Raw genomic sequence first — 16,290 nt, 5'->3', positions numbered from 1 at the left:
CCTACCTCAGAGTGATCTGCTTTGTGGCGACCGTCGGAACGATCCCAGGGACTCACAGGTATCCAGCGGTCGGATCGCCACGAATGTGTGGAAGTGGCGCGGCCGCAAGCTGACCGTCCGGTTTCGGTCAGCAACGGCAGATATTGTTGATTTGGTCGGATCAGGATCGGGCGATGATACTGGGCTCGGCGATCCCCGCCCAGATTTGTCCCAGATGTCTGCGAGTTCCCTGACGGCCGTGGCGATCCGCCTTTACGGCATGGCCGCAGTCATCGGTCGGAGCTTTGCTAGCTTCCTGAGGTTCTGCGCGGTGGCGGCGAGCAGGAATTCATTGCGTGCACCAGAGGGCCCGCGCAGTCGAGGCGTCCAAGCCGCAAGATGGTCTACCTTTTTCCGACGATGGCGGGATCGTTCATATTCCGGTGTCGGCGATGGCTCTGGCCACATCGCGGGCATTTCGTGCAGATCTCGCCGGATCTTACGGAAGGCCATGTGAGGCAGCATCGCGGCTTTAGCCCGCAGGCTTCGCAGGCGTGTTGGCTTGCGCGGTAGAGCCGCGTGCCTGCACTGGTGATCCCCATCCGAGGTGTCGTGTAGCTGCGCCGGTACAGCACCAGCCGTTTGCCGCCTGGGCAGGTGTATTGGTTCGTCCCGCGGATCGAAGGTGAAGTCGACACGCGAGAAGGTGCCGTCCGGTTGGATTTGTCGAACACCGAATATGCGGCGCGATCTCCCGTTCCTTGACAACCAGGCGAGGTTTGCCGCCGATGCGTAGGCGCTGTCGGCGGCCAAATGCGGCGGCTTTAGGCCGAAGCGGTCCTCGGTCCTGTCGATCATTGTGCGTGCCGCACCCACCTCAGCCTGGCGGATGGTGCGGGTGGCCTGGGTTAGGAGCTATCTTGGATAGCCTCTAATTCGGCAGAGATGACCTCAACCATCTGTGCAGCGCTGGGCGACAGAGTTTTGACATCTTGAGTGGAGATTGAGAGGATTTCGAACATCCGAGGACCTGCGATCGGCGCAAAATGCATGCTCCCTGCCCCAACGAGACCCGCCGCAATCGCGATGATAAGTTTTGCGAACCGCATCTCAATGCTTCTTGCACGGACCAGTTGCTGGATACTTTCAGTCTGCATTGGTGTTGGCACGGCAGCAAGGTTCGCCTGAGCGCAAGAACACAGTGACAAGCGACCGCAACGGGGTCGGTTGCTGAATGGCAGCTATCCGCTAAAAGCGAGGCAAGACCGGACGGTCCGGAAGCGGCCCCGAACGGGCCGGAAATCGATATCCGATTTCGGCATCGTCCGGCTGGGCCGTCTAGGTCACACTTTGGTGGGAAGCGGACTCCCCGACATCGGGCTGCTAGCGTCGGCGGCGCGCTATATAGCGGACATTCAATGATGATGTTGGGCAGGAGTCTGGTCAGACCCCAAACACGTCCTTGCGCAGCTTGTCATAGATGGCCATACCAGGCTTGATCAGCTTCGACAGCGTGTTCCTCGCGAACGCCGGGGCATCGTTGCCTGCCTGGGTGAGCGACAGCATCTTCTTGGCCGCGACATAGATGTTGCCCGCGGCCTTCTTGATGTCGTCCGCAGGGTGGCCCTGGCTTACCACGCTGGCGATCGCAACAGCCTTGGCGGCGATTAAGTCCGCCGCCTTCTCGGGCTTCCCGACCGAGTCGCAGAGGGCGGTCAACACTTCGTCGTCGTAGAGGTAGGCTTCGAGATGTCGAAGACTCAGAACGTTCATGCCCTTGCTTTTGAAGGCGGCAACGTCAGTCGGGGTGTGGTCGTCCAGATCGATCAGGCGGATGATTTTCATGCCTGAGGTAAGCTTCGGCAGCACGGTCGCCAATCCGATAAAATCGTTCTGTACTTCCTTCGAATTGCCGGCAGAAATGAAAGTGGTGTCGGGCATCTCGTCGGCGAAGATCGCTTCGTAGATCCGAGCGTCGTGCTCGGTGTTCTTCCCTGGCACCGAGCCTATCGGGTTGCCTTCACAGATGACCACTTGCTTGGGCGCTACCAGCGCAGCGAGATCGTCGAGGGCGACGTGCATCACCCCCTCCCAGAAGGCGCGGGTGGGCCTGCTCGGCGAGAGAGTAACTACTTGGTCGAAGTCGTGACCGCCGAAATCTATGAAGGCCACCGATGTCGGGTCGGCATCGTACATCTCGCGTGCTTTCCGCATCATCCCGATCGAGTGCGACGCGATCCAGAGTTGAGAGTTGCCGGGAAGCAGACCCACCAGTTCGCCGAGGAGCGCCGCCTGTAGCCTGGTGTTCATGTGGGACTCCGGCTCGTCGATGCAGTAGATCGCATCCGTATAACTGCGCCGCTTGACCACAAAATCGAGGATCAGGTCGAAGGAGGCCTTCTCACCACCGGAGAGGTTTTTGTAGTCGAATCCCTTCGAGGTACCCTTATCGAACTGGAAGGTGCCCTGGTCGAGAGGATTGCCTACACCGACGAAGGTCAGATCAGGGAACAACCGCTTCAACGGGGACCGGACCTCGCCGATCAGCTTCTCGCGATAGTCGCCCATGGTTGTCCCGGCCGTCTCGTTGACGAATACGTCCTCCATCGCTTGGGAGGCAAGGCGCTGGTAATTGACGCTGACCGTGGCGTCGGGTTCGATCAGCCGATTCAAGCTGATGTTATCAAGGATGGGTCCTTGCCGGCGGAGGGTATTGGTAGTGAATTCATGGTCGTTCCTGTACGCGGTCCGGACGTAGAGGTTGCCCCGGGCGAAGCTGTTGCTGGTGTCGGTAGTGACGGAGATCCTAGAGCCGAGGTCCACGACCGGATCCTGCGGCCGATCGTAGTACTTGGTATCGCCGTTCCAGCCGTATCCCGTAACCATTCGGTAACGTAGAAGCAGAGCGTCAAAGAGCGAAGACTTGCCGGATCCGTTCGGGCCAGCAAGCACCACCAGCTTGGCGCTCGCTGGGACATCCCGAATGGTCAGATCAGCGAACCGGCGGAACCGAGTGATATGGATATTAAGCAGACGCACGGCAAAGCCCTTCGGAATCAATCTGAGGAGTAGAGCCGGTGCATGGTCGTTTGACTAGCTCGATCGAAGCTCATTGGCCGGCTTCCACAGCAGCACAGCGTAGGTCGCGTCGAATTCCTGCGCCACTGCAGCAAGTTCACCTGATCCTCCACCTGGTTCTGACCGTCGCAGGTCCGATCATGCTCCCTTGTGAGCCCTCGGGGAGCGTCCGCTTCCGGGCCAAGAGCAGCTGCAGCAACAGTGTAGAGGGAACGTCCGGAAAGGGTCGGAAGCGAACTGGCAACTTCGAGGCTCGGATCATCAGAAGCGGACCTTCAGGCTGCTCTTGAGCAGAGACGTGATCTGACCCGAAGCCGCCCTTCATCAGCCCATTTCGCTGCCCGATAGCAGACGTTCACCGCACCAGCGCTCTTCCGCCGCGCGGTACTACTGCATTGCCGAAGACGGTGACAAGCGAGCACACGCGTAACCGCCCCTCGTCGGAGCGAATCGGTGAAGGCTTCGGCGCGGGGTCGGAGAAGGCGCATTCATTCCCTCGCCAGGCACTTTAGGCGCGACGCTCGCACGCAGGTTAGAAACTCCAGCCGACATCATCGGAGATATTTGCTCACGTCATCGAGACGAAGCGATAGGCGTCGTCTTTGCGCTCTGCGTAGCCAATGCCCGGATAAAGCCAGTGGAAGCCGAGCAGGCGCGTTTTGTCGGTCGCAGCACGCTCCAGCAAGGCCCTCCTGTTCTGTGCTGCCAAATCGTGAATTGCGTCGAAGCCGGATCGCCACTCTGGATGCGCAAAGAAAACTGCCTGATGAGTGATCGCGTCTGCGACGATGATCAGGCCGTCGTCGCCTGCGACCTCGAGCGAAATGTGTCCTGGCGTGTGGCCGGCGGTGTCGAGCACCGTGATACCCGTCACGATGTCCTCGCCTGGGTTAATCATCACCGCGTGGTCCTTTGCAGCGGCGAGATCGCGCTGAGCACCGCGAGCGAAATCGTGGAGTTCCTGAGGCATCTTGGTCAAGATGTCTGGATCCATCCAGAAATCCCACTCCGCCGAATTGATGTAGTAGGTTGCGTTCTGGAAGGCGAGTGCGCCGTCATCCTTCAGCGTGCCCCAAATATGATCGGGATGGGCATGGCTGAAGACCAGCTTGCTCACGTTCTCGGGCTCGATGCCCGCTGCCCTCAGGTTCTCCACGAGCTTGCCGGCGGCCGGCTGAAACTTGTTCCCCGATCCGTTGTCGACGAGGATGATGTCCTCGCCGGAGCGGATCACGACTGGGTTGGTGGGGGCGATGACCTGTTCCGGGCCCTGCCCGATGGTCGCCAGAAGCGCCTGCAGTTCCTCGGGCGGGGCATCCGGCGCAAGAAGGCTGGCCGGTAGGGTGAGTTCGCCGTCGCTGACGACGAGGATTTCGAAATTCCCTTGATGGAACGTGTAAGGCATCGCGGCAAATGCCGGCCACGACCAGAGCGGGCCGGATCCCAGCACCGCTGTAGCGGCAAGAAACTGGCGGCGGCTGATGAAGGTTTTTGACGGATCGGGTTCGTGAGCGGTCCTCATGACTTGGCTCCTTTACGAGCAGTCCCGCAGAAGCCCCCGCGCAATCAACGATACTCCTGGCTACGCGGCCTGTCATCGCAAAAAGGTCTTCTCCCGGCCAGCCAAGACGAGACTGGCAACGCTTATTGTGATCCCGCTATCGGTTCGAGGAGATGGAAGGCAGCCTTCCCCCAGGAAACGCGAACTTCAAGACAAAGACGCAATGACCGCACCGGGTTCAACCGAGCCGTTCATCGTCCAATCTGTCGACGGCTGCCCAGGGACGGAACAGGTACATCGGGTACCAAGCGTCAGATTTTCACCACCAGTTTTGATGCTCGGCATGATGAACAAAGGTGGTTGATTCGGAACTCCCGCGGCAGGAGCGCGCTAGCACCGGGATCGGTTCGCGATCGGCAAGGTTGGCGAGCATGCGACGCGTTGCCGGGGCGGTTTGAGGAAGAATACGCCCGCCGCCGCGCGCGTGGCTTCTACGATCGGCCAACCGATCCGCGCCAGCTCCCGCTTCTATAGGCTAAACTCCATGACGCGAAGGAGCGGAGGGCCGTCTCCGGCCAGGATCGACCGCGAATGGCGATATCAGGTCGCATTGCCAGACGACCTGTGCGTCGGTCGCAATTTTGCGCTGATCTCGGATTTTCGTCAGGCACACGGACTGGAACACATGACGCGCCACGTGACTGCGGTCTGGCCGGGAGGGATAAGGCAGGAGCGTTATCGCCTACATTGCTTCGCTGACCTTGAATCCGCGGAGACTTTCAAGAATGAATTCGGCGGTGTGATCTTCGATCCGAAGCTGGACCGCGAGAGCGGCCGGGTGCGGGGCGCATGGCATCGAACCGACGAATACAAGCGATTCCTGGAAAGCGGTCCGTTGGCCGTGCCGGAGACCTTGAGGAACTGAACCCATGTGCGGACGCTTCACTCGGTACCTTCCCTGGTCGGAGATCCACAGGCTCTATCGTCTGACGCTCGACTGGGAGAAGCAGCGCAATGATGAACCCGCATACAATATCGCGCCCACCGATGAGGTCGTGTTCGTCACGGCCGGCGAGGGCGGCAATCATAAACTTCGCGAAGGCAGATGGTGGCTGGTGCCTTGGTGGGCGAAGGAAACGCCGAAGGGGGCAATGTTCAATGCGAGGTCAGAGGAGGCCAACACAAAGCCGGCCTTCCGCGACGCCTTCACATCTAAGCGCTGCCTTATTCCCGCAGACGGCTTTTACGAATGGACACCGAGCCCTGCCGACAAGGGACGTGACCCCTGGTATATTTTCCTGCCCGATCATCGGCCGTTCTCGTTCGCCGGACTCTGGGCCTATAACAAGAACCTGGACGTGACGAGTTGCACGATCCTGACTGCCCCAGCGCAGGCTCCGATGAGCAACCTGCACGATCGGCAGCCCGTTATTCTCGACCCCGCCGCCTATGATGCCTGGTTGGATCCTGCGACGCCGGCAGCAGAGGCGAAGGTCCTGCTCAACCGCGATCTCGATGGCCAACTTCAATTCTATAGGGTCGATCGGCAGGTGAATTCGAGCAAGAACAAGGGCGGAGAGGAGATGATCAAGCCAATCGACATGGCATCGGAATACGGTCTTCCCGAGTAAGCGACCTCTTCACCCTGACCGGACTCAGGCAGCGAGCGCCGCCAACTGTGCTCTCGACCCAAAACCGGAAGTTTACCAGGCCGTGGTGTACGCTGTCGGCCGGTGGCACAGCCATCAAGCCTCTCGGATTCCAGATGAACCGCGCAAACCTTGGGAGATGTAGGGTTCCAGATTCATCCGAATGCGGTCCAGCACCGTCGCGCCGGAAAGATCGGGAACGAAGGTTTTGCCGGTGATTGCTTCATAACCTTGTATGTAGACCCTAGATGTCTGCTCGATAAGCTCGGCCGGGATTTCCGGAAGCGGATCCTTGTAAGGATCGCATTGCGCCGTCACCCAGGCGCGTACCAAATCCTTGTCGAAGCTGCGCGGCCGCTCGCCCTTTTCCAAACTCTTTTCGTAGCTTTCTGCCAGCCAGTAGCGGCTGCTGTCAGACGTATGGATTTCATCGGCTAGAATAATCGTTCCGTCCCTGTCGGTGCCGAACTCATATTTGGTGTCAGCCAGGATAAGACCACGATCGGCGGCGCGCGCCTGGCCGTGCGCGAAGAGCGATAGCGCATAATGGGAGACGACGTCCCATTGTTGTTCCGTCAAAAAACCTTGGGCAAGAATTTCGGTTCGGGACAACGGCTGGTCATGACCACCATCGGAAGCCTTGCTGGTCGGTGTGATGATGGCCTCGGGAAGCTTCTCGTTGTCGCGAAGTCCGTCCGGCAGCCGGATACCGTACATGTCGCGTTCGCCGTTCCGGTATTTCGTCAGGATCGAGGTGCTGGTGGTGCCGGCGAGATAGCCGCGAACAACGATTTCGACCGGCAGAATGTCGAGCCGGGTGCCGATGACGACATTGGGATCCGGATAATCGAGTACGTGATTTGGGCAGATGTCTGCGGTTTCTTCGAACCAGTAACGTGCCGTCTGGGTCAGAACCTGCCCTTTGAACGGAATCGCGGTGAGGATGACGTCAAAGGCACTCAGGCGGTCGGTGGCGATGATGATGCGGCGGCCGTCCGGCAGATCGTAGTTCTCACGGACCTTGCCCTGATAGTAGTTCGGGAGTTCGGGGATGAAGGCACTGGAAAGAACGCGCAAAGGTCTCATATGGACTTGATCTTTCGCTGGCGTTTGTCGGCCTGCAACCGCTTAGAACCGCTCGAACCCACGGGTCAAGCAAGATTTGCCATCGGGCGCGCCGCCCGTTGCGGACCTTGGCTCAGTTGTAATAATGGCTCGCCAGTAGGACTTCCTGACTGATGAACTACCTAGCGACAAAAATCCGCGTGACTTGCGATGAAGTGACAGTCTGGGCATGGGCTGCCTACATGACCGAGCATCTCGACGAGGTGTCCCTTGCCCTGCGCAATGAGAGCGTAAGGCATGAAATGTGGTTCATGGGCAGGGATTGGTCGCTATTTGTCTTAGGTGTCATGGACGTTGACGACCACCCCGGCTCACAAGCGGTGTCAGCCAAGTCAGAGCTTTCGGTGGACGAAGTGCACAAGAATTTCAAAGCCTTCTGGAGCAGCGCCGAAAGGCTCAGCATTGATCCAGCCAAGAGCCCTCGTTTCGAAGATTGCGAATTCCTTTTCGAGGCGTATGCCTAACGACTGCTTCCACCGTGGACGCCGGACTGGTGGACTTCCATGGCCAGTACACTGCGTTCCGATTAGGGTAGCTTCGCCGCGCAAGACGCGGTGATCAGGAGGAAGTCATGAAAACACTTTTGGCATCCATATTCGTCCTCGCCCTCGCTTGCCCTAGCTTTGCCAACCAGTGCCCGTCGCTGGTGAAGCAAATCGACGAGAAGCTACAGTCGGCCCAATTGTCGGACGCTGACAAGGCAAAGGTTACCGAGTTGCGCAACAAGGGTGAGGAGCAGCACGCCGCAGGCGACCATGCAGCTTCCGAAGCCAGCCTGAATGAAGCATTGGCGATGCTCGACTGACGCCGGATGGCCTCAAGAGTGTCTAGCCCGCCTCCGCTCCAGGCGCGGGGCGGGCACATCTCAGGTCGCTCGGCAGTTCACTCTGCAATGCTGCCGTTCGCAGTCTCTACAAGCGCTTCAAGCTCAGCGAGGCGGGGTCTCCCAACCAGTTCCGCGGCCATGGTCTCCGCGGCCGCGTGGCGGCTCCGCACTTCGCTGATCCGCTCCTAGTCGCCGAACAGGCGGCCCACCACTTCCCGCATGTTTTTTCTAGGGATCTCATCAGTCAGCTATGCCCCCATTGTGGATGTTGAGCGCCGTTGCGCTACTGCCCGATAGCGGTCGTAGAAGGCGGGGTTCATTGGCTTCAGTTGAAAGTCAGCGGCCACGTCTCCACGGCGGACTTGGCCAAAGCCGCCTGCCGCTCTTTGATCTCGGTGTTCGTCCACTGGTCATAAGCAGCAATCTCGCTTATCGTCTGGTATCCGGACGCGGCGAGGATGACCTTCTTCTCTGCGAAAGCTTTATTGCCGATGTCCTTGTTCTGCCCAGCCTTTAAGAGCACCATATTGCCAAGCAGCTTCTGAGATGCCTTGGCGGATTCGGCGTCGATGTTCCAATCCGCGGACGGATTGAGGGGCAGGACATGCTCTAGGTTGATATCGGCCACGTCGTCGTTCGGCACGTATTCCGGCTGGGGATCGTGTTTCCGGGTCTTCTCAATCGCGCGCAGGTAATACCGGGCCAAGTGCGTGCGGGAGACACGTGCCGTCGCGAATGTCGCCTGGCCGCTCTGAACGAGCACGACCGTACCGAGAAAGTAATCGCTCTGGCCAGAGCCGATTGCTTCGTTCAGATCCTCAAGAAAATTCCGGACGTGCGTTTCCTCCCAAGCGTAAGAACGTTGGTTGGGCGGCACCTCGAGCCGGTCTCCCGCAGTAGGTTGCCTATTCCCTTGTTCTCGAAATGGAAATTTCCTGCCACGTTGCGCTCCAAGGTCAATCGATAGCCGGCGACGTTCTCAGAAGTCAGTCCTTTTCGCAAGGAACGCCGATACTAGCGCACGGAAGAGAAGGCACGTAGCTGGTGCCGGGGTACTCCGGTGGCCTGACGCCTAATTTCTGCCGATTTGCCTTGCTGCCCGTGGTTTGGACGCCCGCTTTTGACGATGCATCCAAAGGCAGTCAGTCGGCTGTCGGCCCAACCTGCTCTTCGGCTCACCTCTGGGTGGCTCTGACGGGCTTGCTGCAACTAGAGCCAACTTTTTGGTGCCACAACTGCGCTAGCGGCAATAAGGGACCGATTCCTGAACTGCCTCACCCCGATTGCCGTCGCTAACCTGCAGATTCGCACCGCTCCGAAAGCGCGAAAAAATGTCGAACGGATGGGATGAGTCGGTGGAAGCCTGGATCGCGGCAATGGGAAGCCGAGGCGATTACACCCGAGAACATGTTCTCGACGCGCCAATGATGGCAAGGGTGCGTGGTCGCGGGTTCGAGTTCGCTCTCGACGTCGGCTGCGGCGAGGGCCGGTTCTGCCGGATGTTGCAGGACTGCGGCATTCGTACCGTGGGAATCGACCCGACCGCGGCGCTGATTGGACACGCCCGGACGCTCGACCGGACGGGGACTACCGGCTTGGCCGGGCGGAAGCACTGGAATTTCCGGACGAGATGAGATGAGCAAGAAACCAAGCGTCCTGAAGACAACCCTTCACGATTGCCCGCACGCCTCGTCAGGGGCTGTAATCGCGCCCCCGTAGATCTTTAACTCCAGCATAGGCCAGATACTCGGTCGAGCCGTCGTGATGGATTTGATTCGGAACTCCCGGGCACGGATGCTGGCAGGAGCGCTAGCACCGGGATCGGTTCGCGATCGGCAAGGTTGGCGAGCATGCGACGCACTTAATATCAACCTTGAGATCGTGTTCTGGTAGCTTGTCTCCATGGTATAAGTTTTCTTGGGTATCTTGGGATCGCAAGGTCCATCCCAGACAGCACTTGGCGGTGACTTCCATGTCACTCCGCTACAGCACAAATGTGTGCAGGCAACACACCGCGCAGCGTCGCTGATCTATAGACGAGGAACAGCAACCACCTATATCGCGTCGTATTTGCATTGAAGCGCTTGAAAGCGACAGGCTCGGGGCAGCGGTCCTTGCGCAGTGTCTGCTGTAGCCAAGCCAAGCCGTCATCAATTTCCCATCGTCATACAACGGGGGTTCAGATGAATGATTCTTACCACTGGCAGGAGCACGTCCTGGAACATCCCGCCAAATCCGCAATGCTCACACTCGTGATCTACGCCGTAGTAATCGTCGTAGCGGGAGCACTCCCCGCCCTGTTATGGCATTCCTGAGGGGAGGCGCGGTTGGCCACAAGTCCGGCCGCAGATTGAGCAGCCGTAGGTCTATTGATAGGTTCCGAACCGGTTCGGTTGCGGCGTTTCGAGGAGCAGAATACCGATGCCGACACTTCCTTTGGCAGTGGCTATTGCGGATGCGGTGTCAAACGCGCAGCGGCGGCGCTTGCCGCTTGATGTCGAGGCCAAGACAAACCATCTGCTGGATGCATATCCAGGCGCGGACGCAACCCGTTCAGACATCGCAGATACGTTACGCGCTGAAAGCGCCGCCGCAGGCATTTTAGCGCTAGCTGAACAGGATTAGCCCTCTTTATGCCTGCTCGTCTTCAAGAAGAACAAGGATTTTCACGGCATCGGTCCTATTCGACCAGCCAAAAGGATCAGAGCGCGTTGGGTCCTTAAGTTCGCGGTCACCAAGGCTGCTCTTGGACTCGGGATTATTCCTACGTACGACCCGGCGGAACCGCTTTGACCCAGCAGGCTTCCGAATTAGGAGGTCATTTTGAAATAGAAATCGCCTCAGCGACCGTTCGGTGCTAATTTAAACATCCATAACAAATCGACGGGTTCCGGGGGCCATCTCAGCAAAAGGAGATCCCTCATGCTAGTCCTTGACCGGCGAAGTTTGTTGAAAGCAGCAGCAGCTGGCGCTGTTGCTACCGCCTCTACCAGCTCAACTGACGTGACAGCAGCCAGTCCCGACGTTGCTGTCGAAGCACCGGGCTTCTACCGTTTCCGCCTCGGCGAATTCCACATCGCTGCGTTATGTGACGGGGTGTTTTTCCTGCCTATGGACAGCATCGCAACCAATGCCGATGCAGGCGAAAGAAAAGCGTATTTTGATGCGCACTATATGACAGCGGACGTGTTCCCGCTTCAGGCCAGTCCGCTCCTTATCGAGACGGGGGAGAAGCGGATACTCGTCGACACTGGCGTTGGGCCTGGTCAGGATTGGGCACCCGCCGCCGGGCGACTTGGCAAATCGCTTGAAGAGGCTGGCGTCACGCCAGATGCGATCGACCTGATTGTCCTTACCCATTGTCACGTCGACCACGTGGGTGGTCTTGATGCGGCTGCGGCCAAGCAGTTCCCCAACGCTGAAGTTCTTCTTTCGGAAACCGAACTGGATTTATGGAATTCTCCGGACGCGGCGTCAAAGGTTCCCGAGTGGGCGGCTCCCGGCGTGCCTCACCTGCAAGAAGTTTTTGCTTCGCTTGGCGACCGGGTTCGTCCGATCAGGGGCGGAGCTGACGTTGTCACTGGCGTTGTTTCACTGGACACGTCAGGTCACACGCAGGGCCATATGTCGCTGCTGGTGGGGTCCGGAGAAGAGCAGCTACTGATTACTGGTGATGCTGTTCCGAGCATCCACATCGCCTTCGATCGACCTGAATGGCAGATAATTTGGGATCATGACCGTGAAAAGGGGGCAAAGACACGTCGGGCTTTGCTGGATCGTGCCGCGCACGACCGCCTGCTCGTCGCCGGCTATCATTATCCATTCCCTGGCGTCGGACATGTGGTGAAGGAGGGCAATGGTTTCCGGTGGCTGCCCACAGAATGGGTCTGGGGTGGCTAACAAATGTCTGCCCAGGAGGGACGGACGCATGCATATAGGAGCGCCGAACCGAACGGAGCGCATGTCCGGTAATTGTGTCGTCAGGCCCCTGCACCAATCGGATGACGCGGCTCTATGCCAGGTGGTGTCAGGGACGGAAGGAGCGACGTTTCGCCGGCCTGCGAACGGCGCGGTGGCAACAGTTCAGCAGCAACTTAAGTCTGCAGCGTCAAGCCGGTTACGCGAAGCGCGGACGATCTGGAATGCAATGATTTTCTGGCGGCCGGACGGCGTCGCTGCTGCCTCGGCGCAACGTGATACGGGCCGCGGCACCTCACGACCGGCAGAGTCTACGCCATTTCAATGCCGGGATGAGGCATACAGAGCGGCTGGAAAGCCTTAGCAGCAGCTATGCGGCTGGCAACGTTGGAGACCAAATACGAACCCCTGTAGAGCAGAAAGTCCAGCCGAGTGTAGACGTACTGGGAAAATGTTCAACGAAGCGAGTGACGCCCACGTGGAGGTAACTTGGACATTGGGCAATGGCTGCGCGAACTCGGCCTGCCTGCCTACGAGCAGGCGTTTCGCGACAACGGCGTCGATCTCGACGTTTTGCCCCGCCTGACGGCGGATGACCTTAAGGAGATCGGCGTTTCCGCAGTCGGCCACCGGCGAAAAATTCTTGACGCGGTTGGCCAACTGACGGCGGCGCGGCCGGAGGCTATGGGCCGAAATACGCCCCATCGAGCCGAGCGGCGGCAGCTCACCGTCATGTTTTGTGACCTCGTCGGCTCAACGTCGCTATCTGCCAGCCTCGACCCAGAGGACATGCAGGAACTGCTAGGGGTTTATCATGCCCGCGTCGGCTATATTGCCAGCAAGCACGGCGGCTTCGTCGCCAAATATATGGGGGATGGGGTACTTATCTATTTCGGCTACCCCCAAGCCCATGAGGACGACGCTGAGCGGGCAGTGCGGTCGGGGCTCGCGCTGGTTGAAGGCATTTCAGAACTGACAACGGTCGGCGCGCGCCTCAATGCCCGGGTTGGGATCGCTACGGGGCTGGTGGTGGTCGGCGATCTTATTGGCGCGGGCGAGGCGCAGGAGCGCGGCATAGCTGGCGAGACCCCCAACCTCGCGGCCCGGCTGCAAGAATTAGCCGAGACCGGCGCGGTTGTCATCGCCGAAACCACGCGACGGCTTATCGGCGACCTATTCGAGTTGTCCTCGCTTGGGCCGTCCTCAATTAAGGGTTTCGCACAAGCGGTGCCCGTCTGGCGGGTAATGGGCGAGGGAAAATCCGAAAGTCGATTTGAAGCGCTGCACGGTGCGGGGATCACCCCGCTCGTCGGCCGCACTGAGGAACTCGAACTCGTGCTGTCACGTTGGCGGCAGGTAAAGGAGGGAACCGGGCAGGTGACGCTCATTTCAGGCGAGCCCGGGATTGGTAAATCGCGATTGGTACTTGCGCTGCGCGAACGGCTCCAGGGGGAGCCGAAGGTATCACTTACCTACGCTTGCTCACCTCATCATTCCAACAGTGCGCTCTTCCCCTTCGTCGCACAGCTTGAGCGGGCGGCGGGATTTTCGCCGGATGACTCCGGGGAGATCCGCCTCGACAAGCTTCAATCCCTGCTGCGGGAAACAGCGGAAGCGCCCGACAGCGCAGTGGTGCTCATTGCCGACCTCCTCGGTATCCCGGTTGGCTCAGGGGATGAGCTTGCGGAGATGTCGGCGCTGCAGAAGAAGGGGCTGCTCTTTCGGGCATTTCTCGCACAGATCGAGGCGCTGGCAGCGCGCAGTCCGGTGCTTGTCGTGCTTGAGGACGTGCATTGGCTCGATCCGACTTCGCGCGAGCTCTTCGACCAGATTGTCGAACGCCTTCAGAGCCTGCCGATGCTCCTGGTTGCAACATTCCGGCCTGAGCTGTCGCCGCCCTGGATCGGCTTTCCGCACGTCACTCTGCTCACGTTGAACCGCCTGGCGCACGCGCAGGCGCGGTCGCTGGTTGAGCGGGTCACCAGCGGCAAAGAAATGCCGCCGGAAGTGCTCGAGCAAATCCTGGCGCGGACCGAAGGCGTGCCGCTCTTCACCGAGGAACTCACCAAAGCTGTCCTTGAGTCCGGCCTGCTCAAGGTTGCGGGCGACTGCTATGTGCTTGATGGACCACTCCCGCCGCTGGCGATACCGGCAACCCTGCACGACTCGCTGATGGCCCGCCTCGATCGGCTCGCCTCCGTAAAAGAGATAGCGCAGATCGGTGCCTGCATTGGCCGCGAGTTCGACCACGAGCTGCTTGCTGCCGTCGTTCCGCTTGCAGAAGCAGATCTTGGTGCCGCGCTGGACCGTCTGGTTGCGGCCGAACTTGTCTTCCGCCGCGGCACTCCCCCCGCGGCAACTTACATCTTCAAGCACGCACTGGTGCGGGACGCTGCCTATCAGAGCCTGCTGCGAAAGCGTCGCCAGGAATTGCATGCGAGGCTTGCAACGGCGCTCGTAAGAGACTTTCCCCAAAAAATAGACACGCGGCCTGAAGTGGTCGCTCGCCACTTCCATGAGGCCGGGATTTTCGACAAGGCGGTCGAATACTGGCTTCGGGGGGGCCGACTGGCGGCAGGCCGCTCGGCCAATGTGGAAGCAATCGCGCATCTGCAGTCTGGGCTTGCAAGTCTCGCAGCGCTTTCTCCCGGAGAACCTCGCACGCGATTGGAGCTGTCTCTGCAACTGGCGCTTGGTGGCCCGCTGCTGGCCACAAAGGGGTTTGCGTCACGCGAAGCGGAGGCTGTCTATAAGCGTGCCCAGGAGCTGAGCCGAGAGCTCAGGCGCGACACGGATCTCTTCACCGCGATAAGAGGGCTCGGGTATGTCTATCACGTGCGCGCAAATCTTCGCGAAGCGACGGAGCTGGTTGATGAATCCATCGAGCTAGCGCGCCGGATCGGTGACCCGGCGATGCTTGTCGAAGCCTACCATTTTGCTGGGGCACCGAGATTTCATGCCGGCAAATTCCAGGCTGCCCGAGATTGGCATCAGCAGAGCCTGGAGGCTGGAGGCTATCGCGGCCGTTTCCATTCAGAGGTCTACGGCATCAATATGGGTGTCTTCTGTCGCGCATACATCAGTCATTGCGACTGGCATCTCGGCTATCCTGATCGCGCATTACGCATTGCCGAGGAAGGACTTGCGCTCGCCCGAGAAGTCGCGCACCCCTTCAGCATGGCAATCGCGCTCGATTATCTCGCAATGCTGCACCAGTTCCGACGCGAGCCTGAAGCCGCGCTCAAAATGGCTGAGGAAGCCCGCCTTCTGTGCAAGGAATACCGCTTCGATTATTACGGGGCGTGGAGTGCTCTTATCCAAGCGTGGGCCATAGCAGAACACGGCCACCATCAAGAAGCATTGGAGGCCTATGGCTCGGCCCTGGACCAATTCAGAGAGACTGGTGCTTTGTTGCGAATGCCCCATTATCTTTGCCTGCTTGCCGTCGTTCAGCATAGAGCCGGTTGCCGGGACGCCGGGCTCAGAACCATAGCCGAAGCGGCTCAAATTGCGGAAAGAAATCGCGAGATCTGGTGCAATGCAGAGCTCGAACGCGAGCGCGGCGAACTCCTGCTGCTCGAACCTTCCGATGACGATAGCAAGCAAGCCGAAGCGGCCTTCGAGCGGGCGATGGCAATCGCCGCCGACCAGGGCGCTAAGATGCTCGAGCTGCGGGCCAGCGCTGCGCTCGCTAGGTTTTGGGCCGAGCGTGGCGAATGCGGGAAGGCTTTTTATGTGCTCGCGCCGTCCTATGATTGGTTTGCTGAGGGCTTCGACACGCCGGACCTGCGTCAGGCCGGAATGCTACTTGATGAACTTAGACCCTTGCAGCTTTAAGAATGCCGGAGCTCGGTGATCCTCGGCGGTAAATCGTGGCAAATCAAAACTTGCAGGAAGCAACGTCCGGCACAAGCGATACTCGCAGAGGTCGTATCAAAGTCAAACATAACTACCGCGAACGTCCGGATTGTGAAAACGGACTGGCACACGACCGCCTTATCGATTCCACTGGCCGTCCAAAGCAGTGGCGCAGAATCAAGTCTGAGATCGTAAGTGGTTGAACCGAAGTCCCAGACACGACCGCACGTAGCTGGCGGCTTTTTTTAAGAAAATACGAAACGACCCCATTTATATGCGGCGTCGGGAGGCGTATTCTACTGCAGTTGACGGCTAGTTTCAGGCCGCGAAAACCTTCCGGGCCGATCTGGCTGACT

The 16,290-nt window shown here is 59.3% G+C and carries 13 protein-coding genes; 8 read left to right on the top strand and 5 right to left on the bottom strand.

All coding sequences use genetic code 11. From position 1 onward, the window contains the following. Positions 1-252: 252 nt before the first annotated feature. The 3 genes from ABVK50_RS19025 to ABVK50_RS19015 form a co-directional block, all read right to left on the bottom strand. Positions 253-837, bottom strand: a complete 585-nt coding sequence (locus ABVK50_RS19025; protein ID WP_353645089.1) for a hypothetical protein — start codon at positions 835-837, stop codon at positions 253-255. Between the two features lie 585 nt (positions 838-1,422). Then, entirely contained in the window at positions 1,423-3,018 is a 1,596-nt protein-coding gene (locus tag ABVK50_RS19020; RefSeq protein ID WP_353645090.1) for an AAA family ATPase, read from the bottom strand. A 607-nt stretch (positions 3,019-3,625) separates the two neighbouring features. Next, positions 3,626-4,579, bottom strand: coding sequence for an MBL fold metallo-hydrolase (locus tag ABVK50_RS19015; RefSeq protein WP_353645091.1), 954 nt, complete (start codon positions 4,577-4,579; stop codon positions 3,626-3,628). Positions 4,580-5,102: 523 nt separating this feature from the next. Between ABVK50_RS19015 and ABVK50_RS19010 the strand changes: the two genes are divergently transcribed. Next, entirely contained in the window at positions 5,103-5,483 is a 381-nt protein-coding gene (locus ABVK50_RS19010) for a hypothetical protein (RefSeq protein ID WP_353645092.1), read from the top strand. Between the two features lie 4 nt (positions 5,484-5,487). Further along, complete coding sequence (locus tag ABVK50_RS19005) at positions 5,488-6,189, top strand: SOS response-associated peptidase (protein ID WP_353645093.1); 702 nt, start codon at positions 5,488-5,490, stop codon at positions 6,187-6,189. 114 nt (positions 6,190-6,303) lie between these two features. Here ABVK50_RS19005 and ABVK50_RS19000 read toward each other — a convergent pair whose 3' ends face one another. Further along, on the bottom strand, positions 6,304-7,284 hold the full coding sequence (locus ABVK50_RS19000) for a phosphoribosylaminoimidazolesuccinocarboxamide synthase (RefSeq protein WP_353645886.1): 981 nt from the start codon (positions 7,282-7,284) through the stop codon (positions 6,304-6,306). A 161-nt stretch (positions 7,285-7,445) separates the two neighbouring features. Between ABVK50_RS19000 and ABVK50_RS18995 the strand changes: the two genes are divergently transcribed. Further along, on the top strand, positions 7,446-7,796 hold the full coding sequence (locus ABVK50_RS18995) for a DUF6176 family protein (protein WP_353645094.1): 351 nt from the start codon (positions 7,446-7,448) through the stop codon (positions 7,794-7,796). Between the two features lie 107 nt (positions 7,797-7,903). Continuing rightward, positions 7,904-8,137 carry a hypothetical protein gene (locus ABVK50_RS18990; protein ID WP_353645095.1) on the top strand — a complete coding sequence of 78 codons (234 nt, stop codon included), beginning with the start codon at positions 7,904-7,906 and terminating at the stop codon, positions 8,135-8,137. A 346-nt stretch (positions 8,138-8,483) separates the two neighbouring features. Here ABVK50_RS18990 and ABVK50_RS18985 read toward each other — a convergent pair whose 3' ends face one another. Further along, complete coding sequence (locus ABVK50_RS18985; RefSeq protein WP_353645096.1) at positions 8,484-9,035, bottom strand: DUF262 domain-containing HNH endonuclease family protein; 552 nt, start codon at positions 9,033-9,035, stop codon at positions 8,484-8,486. A 478-nt stretch (positions 9,036-9,513) separates the two neighbouring features. Here ABVK50_RS18985 and ABVK50_RS18980 point away from each other — a divergent pair, with 478 nt between their 5' ends. The 4 genes from ABVK50_RS18980 (at position 9,514) to ABVK50_RS18965 (ending at position 15,913) form a co-directional block, all read left to right on the top strand. Next, entirely contained in the window at positions 9,514-9,792 is a 279-nt protein-coding gene (locus tag ABVK50_RS18980; protein WP_353645097.1) for a methyltransferase domain-containing protein, read from the top strand. 787 nt (positions 9,793-10,579) lie between these two features. Then, positions 10,580-10,783: a hypothetical protein gene (locus ABVK50_RS18975; RefSeq protein ID WP_353645098.1), complete on the top strand. Its 204-nt coding sequence runs from the start codon at positions 10,580-10,582 to the stop codon at positions 10,781-10,783. A 297-nt stretch (positions 10,784-11,080) separates the two neighbouring features. Then, positions 11,081-12,058, top strand: coding sequence for an MBL fold metallo-hydrolase (locus tag ABVK50_RS18970; RefSeq protein WP_353645099.1), 978 nt, complete (start codon positions 11,081-11,083; stop codon positions 12,056-12,058). Positions 12,059-12,565: 507 nt separating this feature from the next. Continuing rightward, complete coding sequence (locus ABVK50_RS18965; RefSeq protein ID WP_353645100.1) at positions 12,566-15,913, top strand: adenylate/guanylate cyclase domain-containing protein; 3,348 nt, start codon at positions 12,566-12,568, stop codon at positions 15,911-15,913. Positions 15,914-16,290 lie beyond the last annotated feature (377 nt).

It is taken from the genome of Mesorhizobium sp. WSM2240, from assembly GCF_040438645.1.
GTDB lineage: Bacteria > Pseudomonadota > Alphaproteobacteria > Rhizobiales > Rhizobiaceae > Allomesorhizobium.
The sequence above is the reverse complement of the archived record's forward strand: the minus strand, read 5'-3'. Positions and strand labels throughout refer to the sequence as shown.

What these genes read in the sequence shown, in the direction of transcription:
- ABVK50_RS19010 (WP_353645092.1), top strand. Translation starts at nt 5,103, where the DNA reads ATGACGCGAAGGAGCGGAGGGCCGTCTCCGGCCAGGATCGACCGCGAA.
- ABVK50_RS18990 (WP_353645095.1), top strand. Translation starts at nt 7,904, where the DNA reads ATGAAAACACTTTTGGCATCCATATTCGTCCTCGCCCTCGCTTGCCCT.
- ABVK50_RS19005 (WP_353645093.1), top strand. Translation starts at nt 5,488, where the DNA reads ATGTGCGGACGCTTCACTCGGTACCTTCCCTGGTCGGAGATCCACAGG.
- ABVK50_RS19025 (WP_353645089.1), bottom strand. Translation starts at nt 837, where the DNA reads ATGATCGACAGGACCGAGGACCGCTTCGGCCTAAAGCCGCCGCATTTG.
- ABVK50_RS18975 (WP_353645098.1), top strand. Translation starts at nt 10,580, where the DNA reads ATGCCGACACTTCCTTTGGCAGTGGCTATTGCGGATGCGGTGTCAAAC.
- ABVK50_RS19015 (WP_353645091.1), bottom strand. Translation starts at nt 4,579, where the DNA reads ATGAGGACCGCTCACGAACCCGATCCGTCAAAAACCTTCATCAGCCGC.
- ABVK50_RS18995 (WP_353645094.1), top strand. Translation starts at nt 7,446, where the DNA reads ATGAACTACCTAGCGACAAAAATCCGCGTGACTTGCGATGAAGTGACA.
- ABVK50_RS18970 (WP_353645099.1), top strand. Translation starts at nt 11,081, where the DNA reads ATGCTAGTCCTTGACCGGCGAAGTTTGTTGAAAGCAGCAGCAGCTGGC.